20 protein-coding genes are annotated in these 17801 nt (G+C 40.1%); 3 read left to right on the top strand and 17 right to left on the bottom strand.

Annotation, left to right across the window (positions count from 1 at the left end; all coding sequences use genetic code 11):
* Nucleotides 1-9: 9 nt before the first annotated feature.
* The 7 genes from V7K31_RS11485 to V7K31_RS11455 all read right to left on the bottom strand — a co-directional run bounded on the left by V7K31_RS11485 (nucleotide 10) and on the right by V7K31_RS11455 (nucleotide 5417).
* Nucleotides 10-666: a DUF4276 family protein gene (locus V7K31_RS11485; protein ID WP_335094445.1), complete on the bottom strand. Its 657-nt coding sequence runs from the start codon at nucleotides 664-666 to the stop codon at nucleotides 10-12.
* The gene (locus V7K31_RS11480) at nucleotides 663-1844 is read right to left on the bottom strand and encodes an AAA family ATPase (protein WP_335094444.1); all 1182 of its coding nucleotides are present in this window, start codon (nucleotides 1842-1844) and stop codon (nucleotides 663-665) included. The genes V7K31_RS11485 and V7K31_RS11480 overlap by 4 nt, the downstream gene beginning before the upstream one ends.
* A 55-nt stretch (nucleotides 1845-1899) precedes the next feature.
* Nucleotides 1900-2202: an urease subunit gamma gene (ureA, locus tag V7K31_RS11475; protein WP_335094443.1), complete on the bottom strand. Its 303-nt coding sequence runs from the start codon at nucleotides 2200-2202 to the stop codon at nucleotides 1900-1902.
* Nucleotides 2203-2285: 83 nt separating this feature from the next.
* On the bottom strand, nucleotides 2286-3125 hold the full coding sequence (locus V7K31_RS11470) for an urease accessory protein UreD (protein WP_335094442.1): 840 nt from the start codon (nucleotides 3123-3125) through the stop codon (nucleotides 2286-2288).
* A gap of 77 nt (nucleotides 3126-3202) precedes the next feature.
* On the bottom strand, nucleotides 3203-3505 hold the full coding sequence (locus tag V7K31_RS11465) for a hypothetical protein (protein WP_335094441.1): 303 nt from the start codon (nucleotides 3503-3505) through the stop codon (nucleotides 3203-3205).
* A gap of 9 nt (nucleotides 3506-3514) precedes the next feature.
* Entirely contained in the window at nucleotides 3515-4486 is a 972-nt protein-coding gene (locus V7K31_RS11460) for a photosystem II assembly protein (RefSeq protein WP_335094440.1), read from the bottom strand.
* Nucleotides 4479-5417: an SPL family radical SAM protein gene (locus V7K31_RS11455; RefSeq protein WP_335094439.1), complete on the bottom strand. Its 939-nt coding sequence runs from the start codon at nucleotides 5415-5417 to the stop codon at nucleotides 4479-4481. Before V7K31_RS11455 ends, V7K31_RS11460 begins: the two co-directional genes overlap by 8 nt.
* A 213-nt stretch (nucleotides 5418-5630) precedes the next feature.
* On the opposite strand from V7K31_RS11455, the gene V7K31_RS11450 reads away from it, so the two are divergent.
* Entirely contained in the window at nucleotides 5631-5846 is a 216-nt protein-coding gene (locus tag V7K31_RS11450) for a type II toxin-antitoxin system HicB family antitoxin (protein WP_335094438.1), read from the top strand.
* Between the two features lie 138 nt (nucleotides 5847-5984).
* Here V7K31_RS11450 and V7K31_RS11445 read toward each other — a convergent pair whose 3' ends face one another.
* The 5 genes from V7K31_RS11445 to groES form a co-directional block, all read right to left on the bottom strand.
* Nucleotides 5985-6596: a hypothetical protein gene (locus V7K31_RS11445; protein ID WP_335094484.1), complete on the bottom strand. Its 612-nt coding sequence runs from the start codon at nucleotides 6594-6596 to the stop codon at nucleotides 5985-5987.
* A gap of 34 nt (nucleotides 6597-6630) precedes the next feature.
* Nucleotides 6631-6759, bottom strand: a complete 129-nt coding sequence (locus tag V7K31_RS11440; RefSeq protein ID WP_335094437.1) for a hypothetical protein — start codon at nucleotides 6757-6759, stop codon at nucleotides 6631-6633.
* Between the two features lie 96 nt (nucleotides 6760-6855).
* A complete protein-coding gene (locus V7K31_RS11435) occupies nucleotides 6856-7173 on the bottom strand; it encodes a hypothetical protein (protein ID WP_335094436.1) in 318 nt (105 codons plus the stop codon).
* Between the two features lie 198 nt (nucleotides 7174-7371).
* Complete coding sequence (gene groL / locus V7K31_RS11430; protein WP_335094435.1) at nucleotides 7372-9006, bottom strand: chaperonin GroEL; 1635 nt, start codon at nucleotides 9004-9006, stop codon at nucleotides 7372-7374.
* A 141-nt stretch (nucleotides 9007-9147) separates the two neighbouring features.
* Nucleotides 9148-9459: a co-chaperone GroES gene (groES, locus tag V7K31_RS11425; protein ID WP_334782876.1), complete on the bottom strand. Its 312-nt coding sequence runs from the start codon at nucleotides 9457-9459 to the stop codon at nucleotides 9148-9150.
* Between the two features lie 502 nt (nucleotides 9460-9961).
* Between groES and V7K31_RS11420 the strand changes: the two genes are divergently transcribed.
* Together V7K31_RS11420 and V7K31_RS11415 are read left to right on the top strand one after the other, a co-directional pair.
* Nucleotides 9962-10147, top strand: coding sequence for a hypothetical protein (locus V7K31_RS11420; protein WP_335094433.1), 186 nt, complete (start codon nucleotides 9962-9964; stop codon nucleotides 10145-10147).
* A gap of 395 nt (nucleotides 10148-10542) precedes the next feature.
* Nucleotides 10543-11220: a response regulator transcription factor gene (locus V7K31_RS11415; RefSeq protein ID WP_012407592.1), complete on the top strand. Its 678-nt coding sequence runs from the start codon at nucleotides 10543-10545 to the stop codon at nucleotides 11218-11220.
* A gap of 71 nt (nucleotides 11221-11291) precedes the next feature.
* Here V7K31_RS11415 and V7K31_RS11410 read toward each other — a convergent pair whose 3' ends face one another.
* The 5 genes from V7K31_RS11410 to V7K31_RS11390 form a co-directional block, all read right to left on the bottom strand.
* Nucleotides 11292-11600, bottom strand: a complete 309-nt coding sequence (locus tag V7K31_RS11410) for an NIL domain-containing protein (RefSeq protein ID WP_335094432.1) — start codon at nucleotides 11598-11600, stop codon at nucleotides 11292-11294.
* A 143-nt stretch (nucleotides 11601-11743) separates the two neighbouring features.
* Nucleotides 11744-13144, bottom strand: coding sequence for a hybrid sensor histidine kinase/response regulator (locus V7K31_RS11405; protein ID WP_335094431.1), 1401 nt, complete (start codon nucleotides 13142-13144; stop codon nucleotides 11744-11746).
* Nucleotides 13145-13376: 232 nt separating this feature from the next.
* Entirely contained in the window at nucleotides 13377-14366 is a 990-nt protein-coding gene (locus V7K31_RS11400; RefSeq protein WP_335094430.1) for a chemotaxis response regulator protein-glutamate methylesterase, read from the bottom strand.
* Between the two features lie 432 nt (nucleotides 14367-14798).
* Complete coding sequence (locus V7K31_RS11395) at nucleotides 14799-17075, bottom strand: hybrid sensor histidine kinase/response regulator (protein ID WP_335094429.1); 2277 nt, start codon at nucleotides 17073-17075, stop codon at nucleotides 14799-14801.
* The gene (locus V7K31_RS11390; protein ID WP_335094428.1) at nucleotides 17075-17797 is read right to left on the bottom strand and encodes a chemotaxis protein CheW; all 723 of its coding nucleotides are present in this window, start codon (nucleotides 17795-17797) and stop codon (nucleotides 17075-17077) included. The genes V7K31_RS11395 and V7K31_RS11390 overlap by 1 nt, the downstream gene beginning before the upstream one ends.
* Nucleotides 17798-17801: the final 4 nt, after the last annotated feature.

Here is a 17801-nt window from a genome sequence, read left to right as displayed (position 1 = left end):
TTTCCAAATTTAAATATTTTCTAAAAACTCGACAAACGGTTTGAATGCTTGAGGACATTGTTCTGCAATGTCTTGATATCTAGCATTTCCTAATATTCTTGGTGCATCTATTTTAGGATCATATTTCTTGCCACATCTTCTAAAAATTTCCTCTACAATGTTTTTAGGTGGAACATTATGATTTTGATCTTCAACTGGTATTGTCCATGTTACATTTAGATAATTCACACCAAGTACACTTGTTAATTGCGATTCAGCAGCTAAAATTAATGCTTCTAACTCATGTTTAAAACAAAAAACTTTAAAACGTTCTCTTAATCGATTATCATTAATTTGTTTAGAGGATAATACTTGACTAAAATTCTCTAAAATCCCATTTTCTAATTCTTGAATAGTTTCATGAGCAAATCCTATATTTTGAGGATATAAGTCTGGCATTATTACTACAATTGTAGTTGGGTTATTCCCTATAATATTTACTGCTTTGATTGGTGTTTTTGTCAGTAAATCTTTCTTAGCATGTCCTCCTATATCATTGTTACTTCCCTTAACAGGAAAAAATTCGATACTGATACCCTGTTGTAGTTTTTCCTCAATTAAAAGTAATAATAATACTTCCATTGCTAATTTATCAGATGGACCTTCTACATAAATCAAAACTCTCATGGCAGCCGCTCCAATTCATCACTACGGTGCAACTGCTCTATTTCATCTGAGCCAAAATCATCAAGCATATCTATTAAAACTTGAGAATTTCCAGGTTTAATAAACTTTGCTTCCCCATTTTCTTTTCTGAGTACAGCAATTTGAGATATGTCAAATTGAGTTAAGAAATAAGAAGCATGAGTAGCCAATAAAATTTGAGTACGTTCAGAAGCTTTTTCAAATAAACCAGCAAGAACAGGAAGCGTTCGAGGATGAACGCCTTGGTCTGGTTCATCAATGCAAATTAAAGAGGGTGGATTTGGCTGCACACAAAGACAAATCCAACAAATTAGGCGTAAAATACCATCTGATAAATCAGCAAGGCTAAGGTCTTGATCAATTCCTGATTCCTGCCAAAAAGCGATCACTTCTCCTGGACCACCACGCGCTTTTACTGTCAATTCTTTAAAACCAGGAATTACAGAACGCAAGTGTTGTTGTAGTTCATCAAATGCTGATTCATGTTCATTTTTTAAGAAAAACAAAATTGAACTTAAATTGCCTGCATCTTCACGTAAAACAGGTTCTTGTTCAATCAGAACTGATTTGCGAATTTTCTGATTTGCTATATTAAAAGAACTGTAAAACTTCCAATCACGAATATATTCACGTAAGTTATATAAAGCCTCAAGTGATGGATTTGTCATTGCACTTAAAGCAAGCTGATTAGGTCGCTTTAGCGCAATTTCTTGCTGTGCGAATTTTTTGGTATCAGGGTCTTGAACAACACCTTTATTACCTTGAATATCCATATATATATATGGAGTAGTGTATTTATCACTAAAAGGTTTAGATGATTCTACACGTTCATAGGAAACTTGAGTTCGACCAACAGGCCCCATAAGTTCCCCTAAATATCTAATACCAACTGTACGACCTGTATCTATTTCTAGATCCCATTGAAACTTAGCTGGGCCTGGAATATGGAAAATCTGTTGACCAATAGAATCAGGAACTATTTCTGCTGGTATATCTTGAGATAAGCTTTCTCGTAGAAATCTCAGAAATTCAAACAAGCTAGATTTTCCAGCACCATTAGCGCCAACAATAATTTCTAGTGGTCGTAGTGGCGCTTCAAAATTTCTAAAAGGCCGATAACCTTGAATTTTAACTGATGTTAATCGGTATGGTGATAGCATCTCGTTACCTCTATTTGCCTTCTATTCTATTTCTCCTATATTAATTTCTTTTTCATTAACGAATTGGATTATGTATTGTCACTAACTTTGTACCATCAAGAAAAGTAGCTTCAACCTGTACTTCATGCACCATTTCTGATATCCCTTCCATTACATCATCCCGCGTTAATAAAGTTATACCATAACTCATCAATTCAGCTACAGTTTGCCCATCTCTTGCACCTTCTAAAATGGCAGCAGAAATATAAGCGATCGCTTCGGGATAATTCAGTTTTAAACCCCTTCCTTTACGTCTTTCTGCTAATAAAGCAGCAGTAAAAATTAATAGCTTATCTTTTTCCTGCGGCGTAAGTTGCATTCTTCTCTCCTTTTGGCGTTCTTCTCTACGAGACGCTGCGCGAAGGCGTCTTCTCTGCGAGACACTGGGCGATGGCGGTTCGTTTAAACCTGCCATACTCTTGGTATACAATTACCACGATTCAAGAAAGAAACTCGCAGCAACTGCCAAACATCAATAAACCAGTTTCTCACCTCAGATGTAGAAGAACCGCGATATCGACACAATAATCCATGTTGTAATCGGCTAACGCCCGCTTCTCCTTCCCCATCCCATAAATTTCGGGTTTTTTCGACAATTTCTGCTGAAACTGCACCACCAACCCAAACTAGACTACCTACAATTGGTTTTCCAGCCAAGCCGTGAGGACTGTGGAAAATGTCTTCGCTACCGGGTAAGTATTGGCGATCAATCCACAAAGGAATACCTTCTTGCCAAATTTCGGTGTGCGATCGCCATTCTCCAAGGTAAAATTTTTCTCCTCTAGCACTGCGACCAAATCGGGTAATTTCCCAGCCTAACCAACTAGCCCCGGTTGCTAATTCTACCCGTAAATCTTGCCGATAAATCGCGCCGTTAAATAAAATTGTCTCTTGCGGCAACCATTCTAAACAAGCACCAGCGTCAACTTGCATCTGGATGGTTTGTCTAGCTAGTAAGCCATTGCTGCGGTATATCTTACTAGCAGATGCTGTAGTGATTAACGCTTGGGCTTGGGGTTGGAGGTGGATGTTAGAGGATAAGCGATCGCCTCCCACCACTCCCCCAGCCGTGTGTAAAATGACGCTATGACAAACTTTTTCCCCTTCTGGATAAAATGGGCGTTGTACCTTCAGGGGCGCTTGTTGGTGATTGTAAATTAATTGGGTTTTACCCTGGCGATCGGCATAGACTAAATTAAGTTTGCCATGCCAACCTTCTGCTGTTTCTGAGTTGCAGATCATTTAGAGATTTAAGATTAAAGTTCAGATAACTTATATTTATTTAATACATTCTCTGCTGCTTTACTTGTAATTTATCATTATTTTTTTGCCAAGATCACATAATCATCTAATGTATAGTGTGACAGATGCTTTTGAGCAAAATACTGTTGGAGTATTGGACTCATATACAGTTGTTTTGGTAATTTTTCTCGAGCAAATTTACCAAAGTTAGCACCGGACAAAGCTGTTCTTGAACCTGTTGAGGTTAGATATTTATACCAGACTAACTCTAATCCCAGTTCTGCCATAAATTTATGTACTACATTTTTTTCCTGCTCTTGGTTTTCAACTTGGTGAACATCGTAAACTTTGAATAACTTCTTATCTTGCACAATTACCAAAACATAACCTTAATTTTTTAAGCTAGTGGCAAATATTTGCTTGTAAGTATTATTAGCTTCAACCCTCTTAGCTGGATCTGCGAAGAAGCAGTGAGAAATTACGATAAAGTCGAAAAAATCTTTGGGTAGATTATTGGATTCACTTTTCCAAGTAAAAAGATCAGTAGTAACAAAGCGGAAGTAAGCATTCACTGTGGTTAGGCGCGACTCTATATATCGTCGCCAAAACTGAAGTCCACGAAACTGGAAAGCATCTTGTTTTTCTAAAGAGTAATAGGATATGTGCATTTGCGGGATATCAAAAAAACTGCTACTATTTTGGAGAAACAAAGCTAAACCATAAGCAACTGTTCCTGGTCCTGCTGCAATATCAAGGATATTAACCTTACTTGGTAGTAAAGCATCTTGGTAAATGAGAAACCAAGCTAAATATGTGCAATATACATTTTCTAAAAAATACTTCATAAAGTACACATGAGGAGTTAGACTAAACCGGTAGTCTGGGTCGTGTCCAATTTTTAAGTTATTAATATCATCAAAAGCGTCTTCTAGCTTAATAAATAACTGTTTCTCAGGAATCTTACTAAATTCTTCTTTGAGATATTCAACTAGCGTTGATTCAAAATCATCAAATATACGTTCATCAATACCAGTAGATTGCAGTTTATATTCATCGTGCTGGATTAAATTAAAAACTTTATAGATATATTTAACGAATTCTTCATCTGGCATTAATATTAGATTAGCTTTTTGCTGGGATGCTTCTGTTAGTTGTTTAGTTAAAGTTTCTGTTTGTCGTTTGTATTCTTGGGAATAACGTTCAAGTTGAAGTTTATCTCTAAATAGTTTTTCTAACCATGAGAATGTTGCACCTGATTTTTGAATCTCTTGCAAGAGTTGCACTGCACGTCGGATATCTCCGCGTTTTAAAAATAATTTTAGCTGCTGACTTCGCCACCAATTTACGATAGGATTATTCATAACCAAATCCCTCTTTGCCTTCCATAATTTGTACACCTGGAAGCCGATAAACTAACTTTTCCTTAAATTTTATATAGCTTAATTTCTCATCCTCATACCACCAAGCATATTTTTGCTTAATTTCTTCAGCTTCTTGGCGAGTTGATGCCATAAGAGAACGACTATCGCTAGGATGAAAAGCTTGAATTACAATTCTATCTGCAATAGCTAGTTTGTCAATAAAAGCAGCTTCATCAGTTGGTAAAGTAGGAAGTAGAGGGGTAATAGTAATAGAAATTTTCGGAAGAAAACCTTTGAAATAATCAATACTTTGTTTAATTTTAGTAATTGCATTTAGTCTGGCTTTAATACTGGGCGATCGCGGTTCAAAATCTTTTCTCACTAATTCACTACCAGTAGGAATGCTCATATTAATTCGCAATCGCTTAAATCGTTGTAAATAATCAATATCTCTAGTAATAATTGGGCTACGAGTTTGAATCACCAAAGTTGGAGTAGGATAACCGTCAATCCCCACATCAAGCATTACATCTAACAATCGGCGAGTCAGTTGATGTTTAGACTCAAGTGGTTGATAAGGATCAGTAACACTACTCATATATATACTAGGAGGAAGCTGGGGATTTTTTTCATACCATTTTTTTAATTCTTTCGCTAAAATTTCAGCAGCATTTTCTTTAAAAATTACCCATTTACCCCAATCTTGGCGCATTTGAGCATTCGGGCTAAATGCAGCAGCATAGCAATAACTACAACCGTATTGACATCCCCTGTAAGGATTTAGAGTAAAATCATAATTACCAATAAAACCAGTAGCCTTTGTTAAGAGTGATTTAGCATTTTGTACATAAACATTCACATCTCCAAACTTTTCTCTGACTAATTTGGTAGGAGTGCATTCGCTATAATCTTCATATTTTGGTTGTGCCATCTGAATCCTGATATTTATTAAGAGTGAATTAATGCACCCTACTTCTTATATTATAATTCCCAATTGATTTACTAACTTGAATAACGAATGATTATCTCACGCTAAGATACCAAGAAAAACTTTTGATATATGGAAGGAAAAAGGTTGCGATCGCTGTATTTTAAGAAAGCGATAGAATATAAATTAAAGTAGACGTAATCACCACGTAAAAAAATGGAAAAATTGCTAAACATCCACATTGAAAAATTACCTGAAGGCGTTTATTTAGCAACATCCGATGAGCTTCAAGGTTTAGTAGCTCAAGGACGGACTGTTGCTGAAACTTTAGAAATTGCCCGTGATGTAGCGCGTAAGTTATTAGATGCACAATCTCAAGACAAAGAACTAAATTATTTGCAACCAATAGCTGAACAATTTAACTATCCTTAAATTTGAAATAAGTTTTTCGTATCTTTTTATAAAAAAGCGATATAAAACAACCCGTAGGATGCTGCGTTGTTTTATATCGCTTTCCTGTACCCAACTTACATTGCTACCCTATATCAAAATAGATTTATATTTATTTTTTCAAATACAGTGTTTAATTACCTTGTCAGCTATCGACAAAAAACTAGTTTTTAATCTCTTGATTTGATCTAATTGATTTGGCGACCATTGTCCCCGATCTTGAAGATTTCTTACTGGTTCCATTTGATCTAATGTTGCAATAGGGCAATTTAGCCACATACTATTTTGAATAAGAATGTTCATATCTTCTATTCCACCTAACCAGAAACCTTCCGATGGGTGGTTTTGCAAAACTGAGGGATGCTCCTTTATTTTATTTTCTAGTGTTTCTACAAGTTCTTTGACCTTTTGCACAATCTGCATCCCCATTGCCTGATCTGCTGCAATTATTCTCTTATGTTTCTCATCTTTAGGCTTTCTTGTATCGTATCCATTGAAAATCCAACCTGCAAATACAGGTTTACCAAGATTTATATATTTTTGATTATGAGGATTATTGGTGTCGTGTAGTTGACATCCTATTTCCCATTCCTTAATAAACCGTGGTAGTGTTTCTCCTATTAACCCAACACAATACGAACAAAAAATATCAGATGTACAAGGAACAATAAAATAGTTAGAAGAATACAGTGCAGTTCTAACCAAATTATTAAATGAGGGTGGTAAGTCAATTAATACATAATCATACTGTTTATCTTCGTTACTATTAGCTTCTTGTATTAGCCTGTTGTGCCAGTAAAGTTTGCGGTGGGTCAGTTCGCATCAAACTTGCTAAAGGTAATAGCGCCGGATTAACTAAAAATATTGTTGAATCTTGCTCCCAAAGACGAAGCACGCCAAGGAAATTACTTGAGTTTATAAAAATTATAAAAAGTGGCTAGTTTTTGATAAAAGAAGCTGCTTTTAAAAATAAAAAATAGTAATAAATAAGCTATTTAAACGTATAAAAATTGCACAAAAATAAGGTATTAATATCCAAGAATCTTGCCCAATGTTGGGTAGATATGTCTAACAATCGTATTCTTCTTTCCACTTCGGGATCTATATAGGGACTTCTTGACAATTGCTGTCTAAACTTACTTGTAATAGATGTTAATTCCCAAGCATCAGCATATCTTAAATGAACAAGCTGATCTTTTATATCTGGATTTAGGCTTTTATCATTATCAACTGCATCAAGAAAATCTTCTAGTCTTTGCTCAATATTTTTCCTAGCATAATTTGCTTGTGTTTCTAAGATGTAATTCATAGTGAATGTCATTAAATATTCATATTATAACTGTTATTTTTATACTGTTCATTCATTAGCAGAATATTTGTACTATTATTTTTGCGCCCTTTGTGTCCTAGCCTCCGGGAACAGCTTCATCAAAGACAGTTAAAACAAAAAACAGCCGCCTCCATATAAAGGAAGCAGCTGTTTCACAAATTATGTGCCTACAAAGTATTAGTAATCAAAGTCGCCGCCGCCACCGCCAGCGCCAGCAGGAGCGCTATCCTTAGGCTCAGGCTTGTCAACTATGATACATTCGGTTGTCAACACCATGCCAGCGATGGAAGCAGCGTTTTGCAGAGCAGAACGAGTCACTTTCGCAGGGTCAACAATACCAGCATCAAACAAATCGACGAATTCGTTTGTCGCAGCATTGTAGCCAACGTTGAATTCTTTCTCTTTCACACGTTCAGCGATCACAGCACCATTCTGACCGGCGTTTTCAGCAATCCGCTTCAGAGGTGCAGGTAAGGCGCGAACGACAATCAAAGCACCAATCAACTCTTCATCTTTAAGATTGCTCTTCGCCCAAACTTCCAATTCAGGAGCAAGGTGAGCCAGAGTTGTACCACCGCCAGGAACAATACCTTCTTCCACAGCAGCTTTAGTGGCGTTGATAGCGTCTTCTAGGCGCAGTTTCTTGTCTTTCATTTCAGTTTCGGTCGCTGCACCCACTTTCACCACAGCGACACCACCAGAGAGTTTAGCAAGACGCTCTTGCAGTTTCTCTTTGTCGTAAGAAGATTCGGTTTCATCGATTTGACGACGAATCTGTTCGACACGAGCCTTAACAGGAGCTTCGTTACCTTCGGCAACAATTGTAGTGCTGTCCTTGGTAATGGTGATCCGGCGAGCTTTGCCCAGGCTATCCAGCTTGGTGTTATCTAGCTTCAAACCAGCATCTTCGGTAATTAGTTGCCCGCCAGTTAAAACAGCAATGTCTTCTAGCAGTGCTTTGCGGCGATCGCCAAAGCCAGGAGCCTTAACAGCAGCCACGTTGAGTACACCGCGTAAACGGTTTACTACTAAGGTTGCCAAAGCTTCTTTTTCGATATCTTCGGCGATAATCACCAAAGGACGACCAGCACGAGCAACTTGCTCTAACACTGGTACAAGGTCTTGTACCAAAGCAATTTTCTTATCGGTCAGCAGTAGGAAAGGCTCATCAAAAACCGCTTCCATCCGTTCAGCGTCGGTGGCGAAATAGGGAGAGATGTAGCCTTTGTCAAAGCGCATCCCTTCAGTAATTTCCAACTCGGTGAACATAGATTTCCCTTCTTCTAGGGAAATTACGCCTTCCTTGCCCACCTTGTCCATTGCTTGGGCAATCATCTGACCAACTTCTTCGTCATTACCAGCCGAGATCGCACCAACTTGAGCAATGGCTTTGGAGTCTTCTACTGGACGGGCGTGTTCTTTGATTTTTTCTACGAGGAAGGCAGTAGCTTTGTCTATACCACGCTTCAGCGAAATTGCATTAGCACCAGCTGCAACGTTCCGCAAGCCTTCTTTAACGATCGCATGAGCTAAAACGGTGGCAGTGGTGGTGCCATCGCCCGCAGCGTCGTTGGTCTTAGACGCAGCTTGACGAATCAGAGCTACACCAGTGTTTTCAATATGGTCTTCTAATTCAATTTCTTTGGCGATCGTTACACCGTCATTAACAATTTGCGGTGCGCCAAATTTCTTTTCTAGAACTACGTTACGACCTTTGGGGCCAAGGGTAACAGCTACAGCCTCAGCCAAGATGTCAATGCCTCGTTCCAGGGCGCGACGGGCGTTTTCGTTGTAGATAATGCGCTTTGCCATAGGTGTCTAAATTCCGGGAGTAAGTCAATTTTTTTTGAATTGGGTATTGGGCATTGGGTATTGGGCATTGGGCATTGGGCATTGTCTTTATTTTTGACATCCCCTGTTTCCTGTTCCCTGTTCCCTATTCCCAACTCCCCACTAGATCACGACTGCTAAAATATCTTTTTCAGAAAGCAGTACATATTCTTCAGTGCCGAGTTTGATGTCAGTGCCAGCGTACTTAGAGTACAGCACCTTATCGCCGACTTTAATTTCCAATTCCTGACGATTACCGTCATCGTTACGCTTGCCAGGACCAAGGGCGACTACTTCCCCAACCTGGGGCTTTTCCTTGGCCGTGTCGGGCAAATACAGACCACCTGCGGTCTTTTCCTCTGAGGCGCTCACTTTTACGAAAACGCGATCGCTCAAAGGTTTAACTGTAGAAACGCTTAAAGATAAAGCTGCCATAATTATTTTCTCCAGAGTATTAGCACTCTCAACCCCTGAGTGCTAATCTACCGAAAAGTGGCATCCAATGGCAAGAATCTCTTGAGTACGGGTTCCCGAACTAGAAGATCATCGGTGTACTTAAGTATAAATGCTTAATTATTCTGATCTTTCAGGTTCGGTTCTATAAGTTACGAAGAGAGTAGGGAGTAGGCAGTTATAAGAATTCTTCCCCACTCCCCACTCCCCACTCCCCATTCATTGGAAATTGTTATAGAACTGTAATCAGGGAGCCGCTCGATAAGTAACAATACAGTGATCCAGTCCAGCCATTAAATCCGCAAAACCACTAAGTCTCCAGAACATAAAGCCGTGAGTTATTGTGTAGAAACTTTAGGACTTGCAAAAATTCAGCCATACATTTTTATTTGCGCTGACCAGACAATTGCGAACTGCTGCTCAAAAGGAGCTAGTCTGGAATCCTGGGAATACTTAAAAAAGCAACTTAAAGAGTTAAAACTTGATGAGCCGCAACAGAGTCATCCCATTTGCGTCTATAGAACTAAAGCCAACTGCTTGCGTGTTTGTTGTTCTAGACCCCATAATGGTGGTTTACACTGATGGGGTCTGGTATGGCCAAGGAAAACTGGGAGTTATTGAGCGGATCATCCAAGAACACTTAATAGGCAATAAGGTGGTAGAAGAATAGGCATTTTTAACCCATGCTCTGCCAGAAACTTCCCTAGTTTCTTGTGAACACCTCATAGAGGCTTAACAATCGAAGGATATGGTATAGCAGTAAGCTTAAAGAAAGTGCGGGTTGGTTTTGAGCTAGGGTCATCTTTAAGCCAATACTTACTTGTGAGTCAGAAAGATTATTATTTAATCAGTGTTTTTTCGCCCGCCCCTTTCAATGCGATATATAATAGCGCATTATAGATACTACTGCTATACGTATCCTTGCTGGACTTTAGCTATCGAGCTACTAGTCTCTTGAAAATGCTCGGCATTTTTGAGGCTTCGAGACAGCAAAGGCAAGTTAAGTAGGAAAAAGGACAACATCTCGAAATAACCCACCAGAGAGGATAAATATTCAAGACTTTGATGGACCGAAGCGCGACAAGTGCCACTGCTATGAAAGAGCCCAGCATGAAAGATCACAAACGACTTCTATTGATTGATGATGACCCTAACCTCATCTTGCTGGTGAAGGATTACTTAGAATTCCGGGGATATGAAGTCATCACCGCCGAAAATGGACGTGAAGCTCTGGAAATTTTAGAGCAAGATGTTCCAGACATGATCATCTGCGACGTGATGATGCCGGAAATGGACGGATATACTTTTGTGGAACAAGTCCGGCAAAACGAACGCACCAGCTGGATTCCGGTTCTTTTCCTTTCAGCTAAGGGACAAAGTGCAGACCGAGTTAAGGGTCTGAATAAAGGTGCTGATGTTTATATGGTCAAACCCTTTGAACCAGAAGAACTCGTAGCGCAAGTTGAATCCTCGCTGAAACAAACTATCCGTTGGAAAGAACACCAAGCAAAAGGAGGCGAAAACGGTTCCCGCATCCAGGTTCCCTTCGATGTGCAATTAACCCCAACCGAACTGAAAGTAGTCCAGTTTGTCGCTAGGGGTTTAGCTAACCGGGAAATTGCTGAAGAACTAAATGTTAGTCAGCGCACGGTTGAAAGCCATGTGTCCAATATGTTGGGCAAAACTAATCTCCATAACCGCACTGAATTAGCGCGGTGGGCGATTGAAAATCAAATGGCATAGTCAATTTTAGATTTTAGATTTTGGATTTTGGATTATTAATCTAAAATCCAAAATCCGAAATCGAAAATTGATTACCAACCATCTTCTTCAGGGCTGGATTGGTACAAAACTTCTAAATCCAGTTCATCGAGGTAAGTTAAGGCGCTTTCAATCTGGGAAGTAGTTCCTCTTAGTTTCAGGTCGAAGCAGCTATATTGTGGCACGTTTGCGCTGATCTGAGCATCAGCAATAATGACTGTTACCCCATAGTGAGAAACCAGTCGTGAAATGACTGGTTCCTCATGTAAATTTTTAGGAATGCGAACTCGGATACGAGTTTGGGTGCGTCTACTATCTAAAATATCAGTATTAGATTTTACTTGTTTATTTGGAATTGCCATTCTAGCTTCCTACTCGACTTATTGAATGAGGGTTTTGCTTTACACGATTTATTTTAAGACTAGCGTTACTCATCCCACACACGCAAGCAGTGACAAATGATTCATAATCAAGATTCGGTAGCCGGATTCTGGATTTTGACTTCTTATATAGGAATTGTACTCAAATCGGTAACTGGTAATGCTATTGGAATTTCAATTGCAAATTCTGTTCCATAACCAAGTTCAGATTTTAGCTGGATATTTCCCTGATGTTTTTCAATAATTTGATAGCTAATTGCTAAACCTAGTCCCGTTCCTTTGTTGATAGCTTTAGTTGTAAAAAAAGGATCAAATATCTTACTTTGGATTTCGGAATCAATTCCAGAACCGTTATCTCTAAATCTAATTATGACTGTTTCTAATTCAGTTACTTCCGTTTTAATCACAATTTGCTTTTCGCTATGATTATCTAGCTCTAGTAAAGCATCAATGCCATTACTAAGGATATTCATGAATACTTGATTTAATTGTGCTGGATAACATTGAACTAATGGCAAATTTCCATATATTTTAATAATTTCAATTTTTTGTTTGAGTCGATGGTTTAAAAGTAATAAAGTACTTTCAATACCTTCATGAAGATTAACAGCTTTTTTCTCAGAATGATCCAGTCGAGAAAAGTTTCTTAGTGACAGTACAATGTCACGAATCCGATCAGTCCCTATCTTCATGGATGAAAGAATTTTTGGTAAATCATTGATAATAAAATCAAGGTTAAAATCGCCATACTCATCTTCCAATACAAAATGTGATTCAGGATGTTTTTGTTTATATAGTCCGATTAAATTTAAAAGACAGTTAACATGGTTATTTAAGTGGTTAAAATTGCCCTGAATAAAATTCACAGGATTATTAATTTCGTGGGCTAAACCTGCAACCATCCGACCCAAGCTAGACATTTTCTCGGTCTGGATCAATTGAACTTGGGTAGTTTGTAATTCCCGTAAGGTCTGTTCTAATTGTTGTGCTTGAAGTTGAGCAGTAGCAGTTGCTGTAGTCAGTGCTTTGAGGTTATTGTATGCTTTGGAATGATAACGGATACGGGCAATTAACTCAACTGCATCGGGTAACTTGATTAGGTAGTCATTTGCACCCTCAGTAAAGGCGGCGGCTTTGAGCTTTGCTTCTTCTTTACTGGATAACATGACGATAGGAATATCACGAGTTACTGGATGAGAGCGAAACCAACGCAGTAGCATTAATCCATCGATATCTGGCATGATCATATCCAAGAATATCACCGTTGGTGCAATGGCGATCGCATCTTGAATAGCCTTAGCTGGATTACTTGTATAGTGAAGGGAAATATCTGTTTCTGTCGCAATTATCCGACGAAAGGCTTCGCTAATAATTACCTGATCGTCAATTAGCAAAAGCTTCACTGTGGATGTTTTGGAATCCAGAATAAATGGTATAGCTTGTGGGGTTTCTGCTTCACTCCACTTCGGTGATAATCTTTCTGTCTTTTGAGATATTTGTAAGAGTGCTGTTTCTTCTAGGTTCATTTAGCACCTATAAATGGTGTTTGTTTTAAAGATTACAATGGGATAACGAAAATTTATTATTTGGTAATGTCGTAATTATATATCAGTAACCAAGCAGTGATAGTAATCTGAAATACCTTTTAAAGGTATATTAATCAGTTTATCAAATTTACCGTAACTGATTATACTAATATATTCCACAGTAATATTAAGTAAGTTAGATAATATAATTAAGTAGTAATATATTAAGTGTTTACCGTAAACCAGACGGTAAATACTTAATACAGGCTGATGCGATCGCCTCAACTGGCAAAACCTCCACCACAGCTCCTAATTCCACTGCTACTTTCGGCATACCATAGACAATGCAAGTTTTGCGGTCTTGAGCAATAGTGTGCCAACCTGCTTGACGCAATCGTTTTAAGCCTTGAGCGCCATCTTGACCCATCCCCGTCAGCAACACCGCAACCCCGTGTCCAGTCCAATTTTTAGCCACACTGCTGAAGAAAACATCGACTGATGGACGGGAAGAAAAATTTAGTGGTTCTTTGTCATAGCCAAGGGTGAGGTCGGGACGCATCACCAAATGAAGATTTGTGCCAGCAAGGAGAATTTTACCAGACTGTGGTAGCGCGTCTGCGATCGCTAGTTGCACAGGCATAGGAATTTGCTCGTTTAACCAGGTGGCAAAACCTGTGACAAATTCGACATCAACATGCTGGACAATGACCACAGCCGCCGGAAAATCTGGGGGAAATTGGGAGAGAATAGTTGTCAATGCTTTAGGTCCACCAGTGGAAGCCCCGATGACTATTAGGGGTGGGAGTGATTTTAGGCGATGGAGAGGGGGCGATCGCCGATGTGAAGATTTACCAATTAAGCGGGCGATCGTCGCAATTTTATTTAGTAGCCCATCATCACCGAAAGCTGGCGTGTTGACAGCATCCAAGGCTCCATAACCCATTGCTTCAAAAACCTTGGCTGCATAGCGATTAACGCTAGCTGTTACCATCACAATAGCGCAGGGAGATTGGCTCATGATCTGCCGTGTAGCTTCTACTCCATCCATGCTAGGCATCAGCACATCCATCAAAATCAAATCGGGAGTATCGTCTGCACACTTGTTCACGGCTTCCACGCCATCGTAAGCAACCCACGCCAGCTTGTAGTCTGGTACTTTGACCACAACACGCCGCAGTGCTTCTACAGCCATAAACATATCGTTAGCGATCGCAATTCTCACAGGTTATACCATTTTGGATTTTGGATTTTGGATTTTGGATTTTGGATTGTCAAAGATTTATTGCTAATCGCTTTTAGCGCTTTCTTCTTTTTCTTTTTGTCCTGTTTCTTCCTTTGGGGTTCGTTCCTTTATTTATCAATTTAAAGTTGACACACTAAATAGGGTGAATTCTGCAAAATAAGGCTACAAATACAATCCTGCAAACCCAGATTAAGTAAGAGGGCTTCCAATACGATTCGGTTAAGACAAGAGACGCGATAAATCGCCGTCTTTACAATATCAATCTTTCGTAGAGACGGCGATTTATCGCGTCTTTGCGATCTAATTTTACAAAATTGGGATAAATAGTATTGTTTGAGAATAAAGACTTTTAATCCAAAATCGTTCGACTGAGCGTAGCCGAAGTCCAAAATCTAAAATTTGGTATTAATATTAAGCCTCTCCAATTAAATCAATCACCGCCTTTAACAGAGTGTCATCATGAAAGCTACTCTTAGTGAGGTAGTAGTCTGCACCTGCTTCTAACCCTTGCAGTCGGTCTTCTTCCCGATCTTTGTAAGATACGATAATCACGGGTATTTGCTTCAACTTGGCATGAGTTTTGATCTGGCTGGTAAGTTCAAAGCCATTCATCCGGGGCATATCAATATCTGTAACCACCAAATCATAATCGCCGCTACGGATTGCATTCCAACCATCAATACCATTGACCGCCACTTCAGCTTTATAACCATTGTTTTCCAAGAGTTTGCGCTCCATTTCGCGCACCGTGATCGAATCATCCACCACTAACACTCGCTTGTAAACTTTGGTAACTGCTTGATGAGCAGATTGATTTACTTGGGAGAGTTGTCCACTGGAAAATACCTTAGCAATGGAACGTACCAAATCTTCGACATCGACAATCAACACTGGCGAACCATCATTCATCAGGGCGGCGGCGCTAATGTTGGCGACTTTACCAAGGCGGGGATCTAAAGGTCGGATAACCAAACTGCACTCACCGAGAAACCGATCTACAACTAATCCATAACGGTTAAGGCGATCGCTAATTACAATAACTGACAGCGATTCTATATTCACCACAGGCGAGGGTAACTCTAAAACTTGACTCGCCAAAATCAACTCCACAGGTTGATTATTTATCAGGAAAAATGGGCGATTTTCCGATACAGCAATATTAGACTTGGACAAGATCACTACCTGTTCAATGCGTGCGAGTCCAAAGGCATAGGGTTCGCCGGCAATTTCTACTAGCAGGGTGCGAATCACAGATAGCGTCAATGGTAACTGCAAATAAAAGGTCATGCCCCTTCCCAACACAGAAACCGCCCGCAACGTTCCGCCAACTTCCCGCACTGTGCTATGGGCTATATCCAGCCCCACACCTCGACCGGAAATTTCGGTGACAGTCTCAGTTGTGGAGAAACCAGGTAAAAACAGGAATTCCATTAACTCGACTTCGGTAAGTTGGGCGGCCATTTCCGGGTTTGTCAGTTGTTTGATGATCACTGCTTGGCGCAAAAACTCGATATCGATTCCCCGTCCATCATCTGAAACACTGATAAACAGCATTCCGGCGCGATGGGTAACTTCAATGCGAATAATTCCTTCTTCTGGCTTTCCTACTGCTAGACGCTCCTGGGGCGGTTCAATGCCATGATCGATCGCATTCCGCAAAATATGAGTCAACGGAGCTTCCAGACGTTCTAGAATATCTCGATCTACCAAAGTAGACTTACCGATGATTTCCAGTTTCACCCGTTTACTCAATTGTCTTGCTAAGTCGCGCACCATTCGCGGAAGTCCCTGTCCCCCATCAGCAAACGAACACATCCGGGTAGTAATAATTTCCTGATACAGGCGATGGGCAAGGTTAGCAGAACGCTGAGAAAATAGTTCTAGTTCGTTTTGGCGATCGCTGATCATCTGGTAACATTCTTTAGCTTTTTGATCGGCTGCACTTAAGTTTTGTTTAATTTGCCGATCCAGATGATAGTTGCCCAATAATTCCTGTAACTTCGTAAGCAGGTTGGACAATTCCCCCTGATTGCTTCTCAGCTTCAGCAAAGAGTTAGCAAATGGTTCTAAAGAGTTCGCCTCAACTAGAGACTCTCCTGCTAAACCCATCAAGCGATTCAGATTCTCAGTACTCATTCGCACCGCCCGATTTGGGGTGATGCCTAGTTCTTCTGAAGATGTGGAGATATTTAGCGGGGATGGGGAAACAAGGATTGTCTGTTGGTTCTCTTCTAACTGCGCTGTTGTGATTAGGGGATGAATTTCTGTAGAAGTTGCCTCTGGAGTTAGGATATTAGCGATCGCACTCACTAGCGATTGAATGCCAACATCTTCTAACATCTGCAAATTTGGGTTAGCCGTAACCGTTTCAGCTATATGCAGGAGCATATCTACCCCTTGCAGCAACACATCAATGCGATCGGCAGTCAAGATAATTTTTCCCTCTTGAGCCGCAACAAAACAGTCTTCCATCACATGAGCAAGGTTGACAGCCGGCTCAATTTGGACAATTCGGGCAGCGCCTTTGATGCAATGGGCTGCCCGCATTAAGGCTGCCAATTCTTGTTGGGGATCGGGTTTCGTCTCCAGTGCCAACAGGCAATCATTCAACACCACAACTTGAGCTTTTACTTCCATGTTGAATAAATCAAGCAAGGAAAGATTGCTGACATCAAATTCTTCTAACATTACTGCACCTTCCTAGCCAGAGTGGTGAATAACAATTCATCATCCAAATAGCTGACACTGTGCGATCGCTCGATTTGCTTCCCATCCGGTTGCCAGTGAAATAATCCTTTAGTATAAGTTTGAGTCAGAGTCTTAGGCGCATCTTGTAATTCATCCCGGTGAAATCGCTGTATTCCATAAAGTTCATCTACAGCAAAGACCCAAGTTTTACCTGCCTTTTCCAGCACCACTAGGCGCGAATACACCACTGGACTCAGCGTTTGTACTGTTGTATCGGCAACTTCCAGATTCAGCAGATGACTCAAAGAGATACACAATAGCAATTCGCCTCGGATACTCACCAATCCCCGCAAGATTTGGTTGCTGCGATGCGGTAGGGCATGAATCACACTCGGAGGGGAAATTTCTTTAAAGATTTGGGCAGAAAGTGCGAGCCATTCCCGTTGCAGACGAAAAATTACAACCGTCATTTGAGTTGTGGGCAAAGCAGAGGATGGCATTTGGGACTTTTCATCGGCTTTAGATTGTGCCAATAACTCAGTCCACTCTTGCCGATAATCTTCAGGTATGGGGCGCTCTAGCAAATGACGGCCAGCAGTAGAATAAACAGGGCAATTGCGGCAATGGGTATAGGTGGCTAATTGGGGACAGGAGCGATCGCCCTCAATGCCGATAAAATTCCAACAACGTTCAATATTTAATGGAGTAGCGATCGGGTTCATAAGG

This window comes from Nostoc sp. (assembly GCF_036917675.1).
GTDB lineage: Bacteria > Cyanobacteriota > Cyanobacteriia > Cyanobacteriales > Nostocaceae > Nostoc.
Note: the sequence above shows the minus strand (reverse complement) of the source record. Positions and strands in the feature narration are given on the sequence as shown.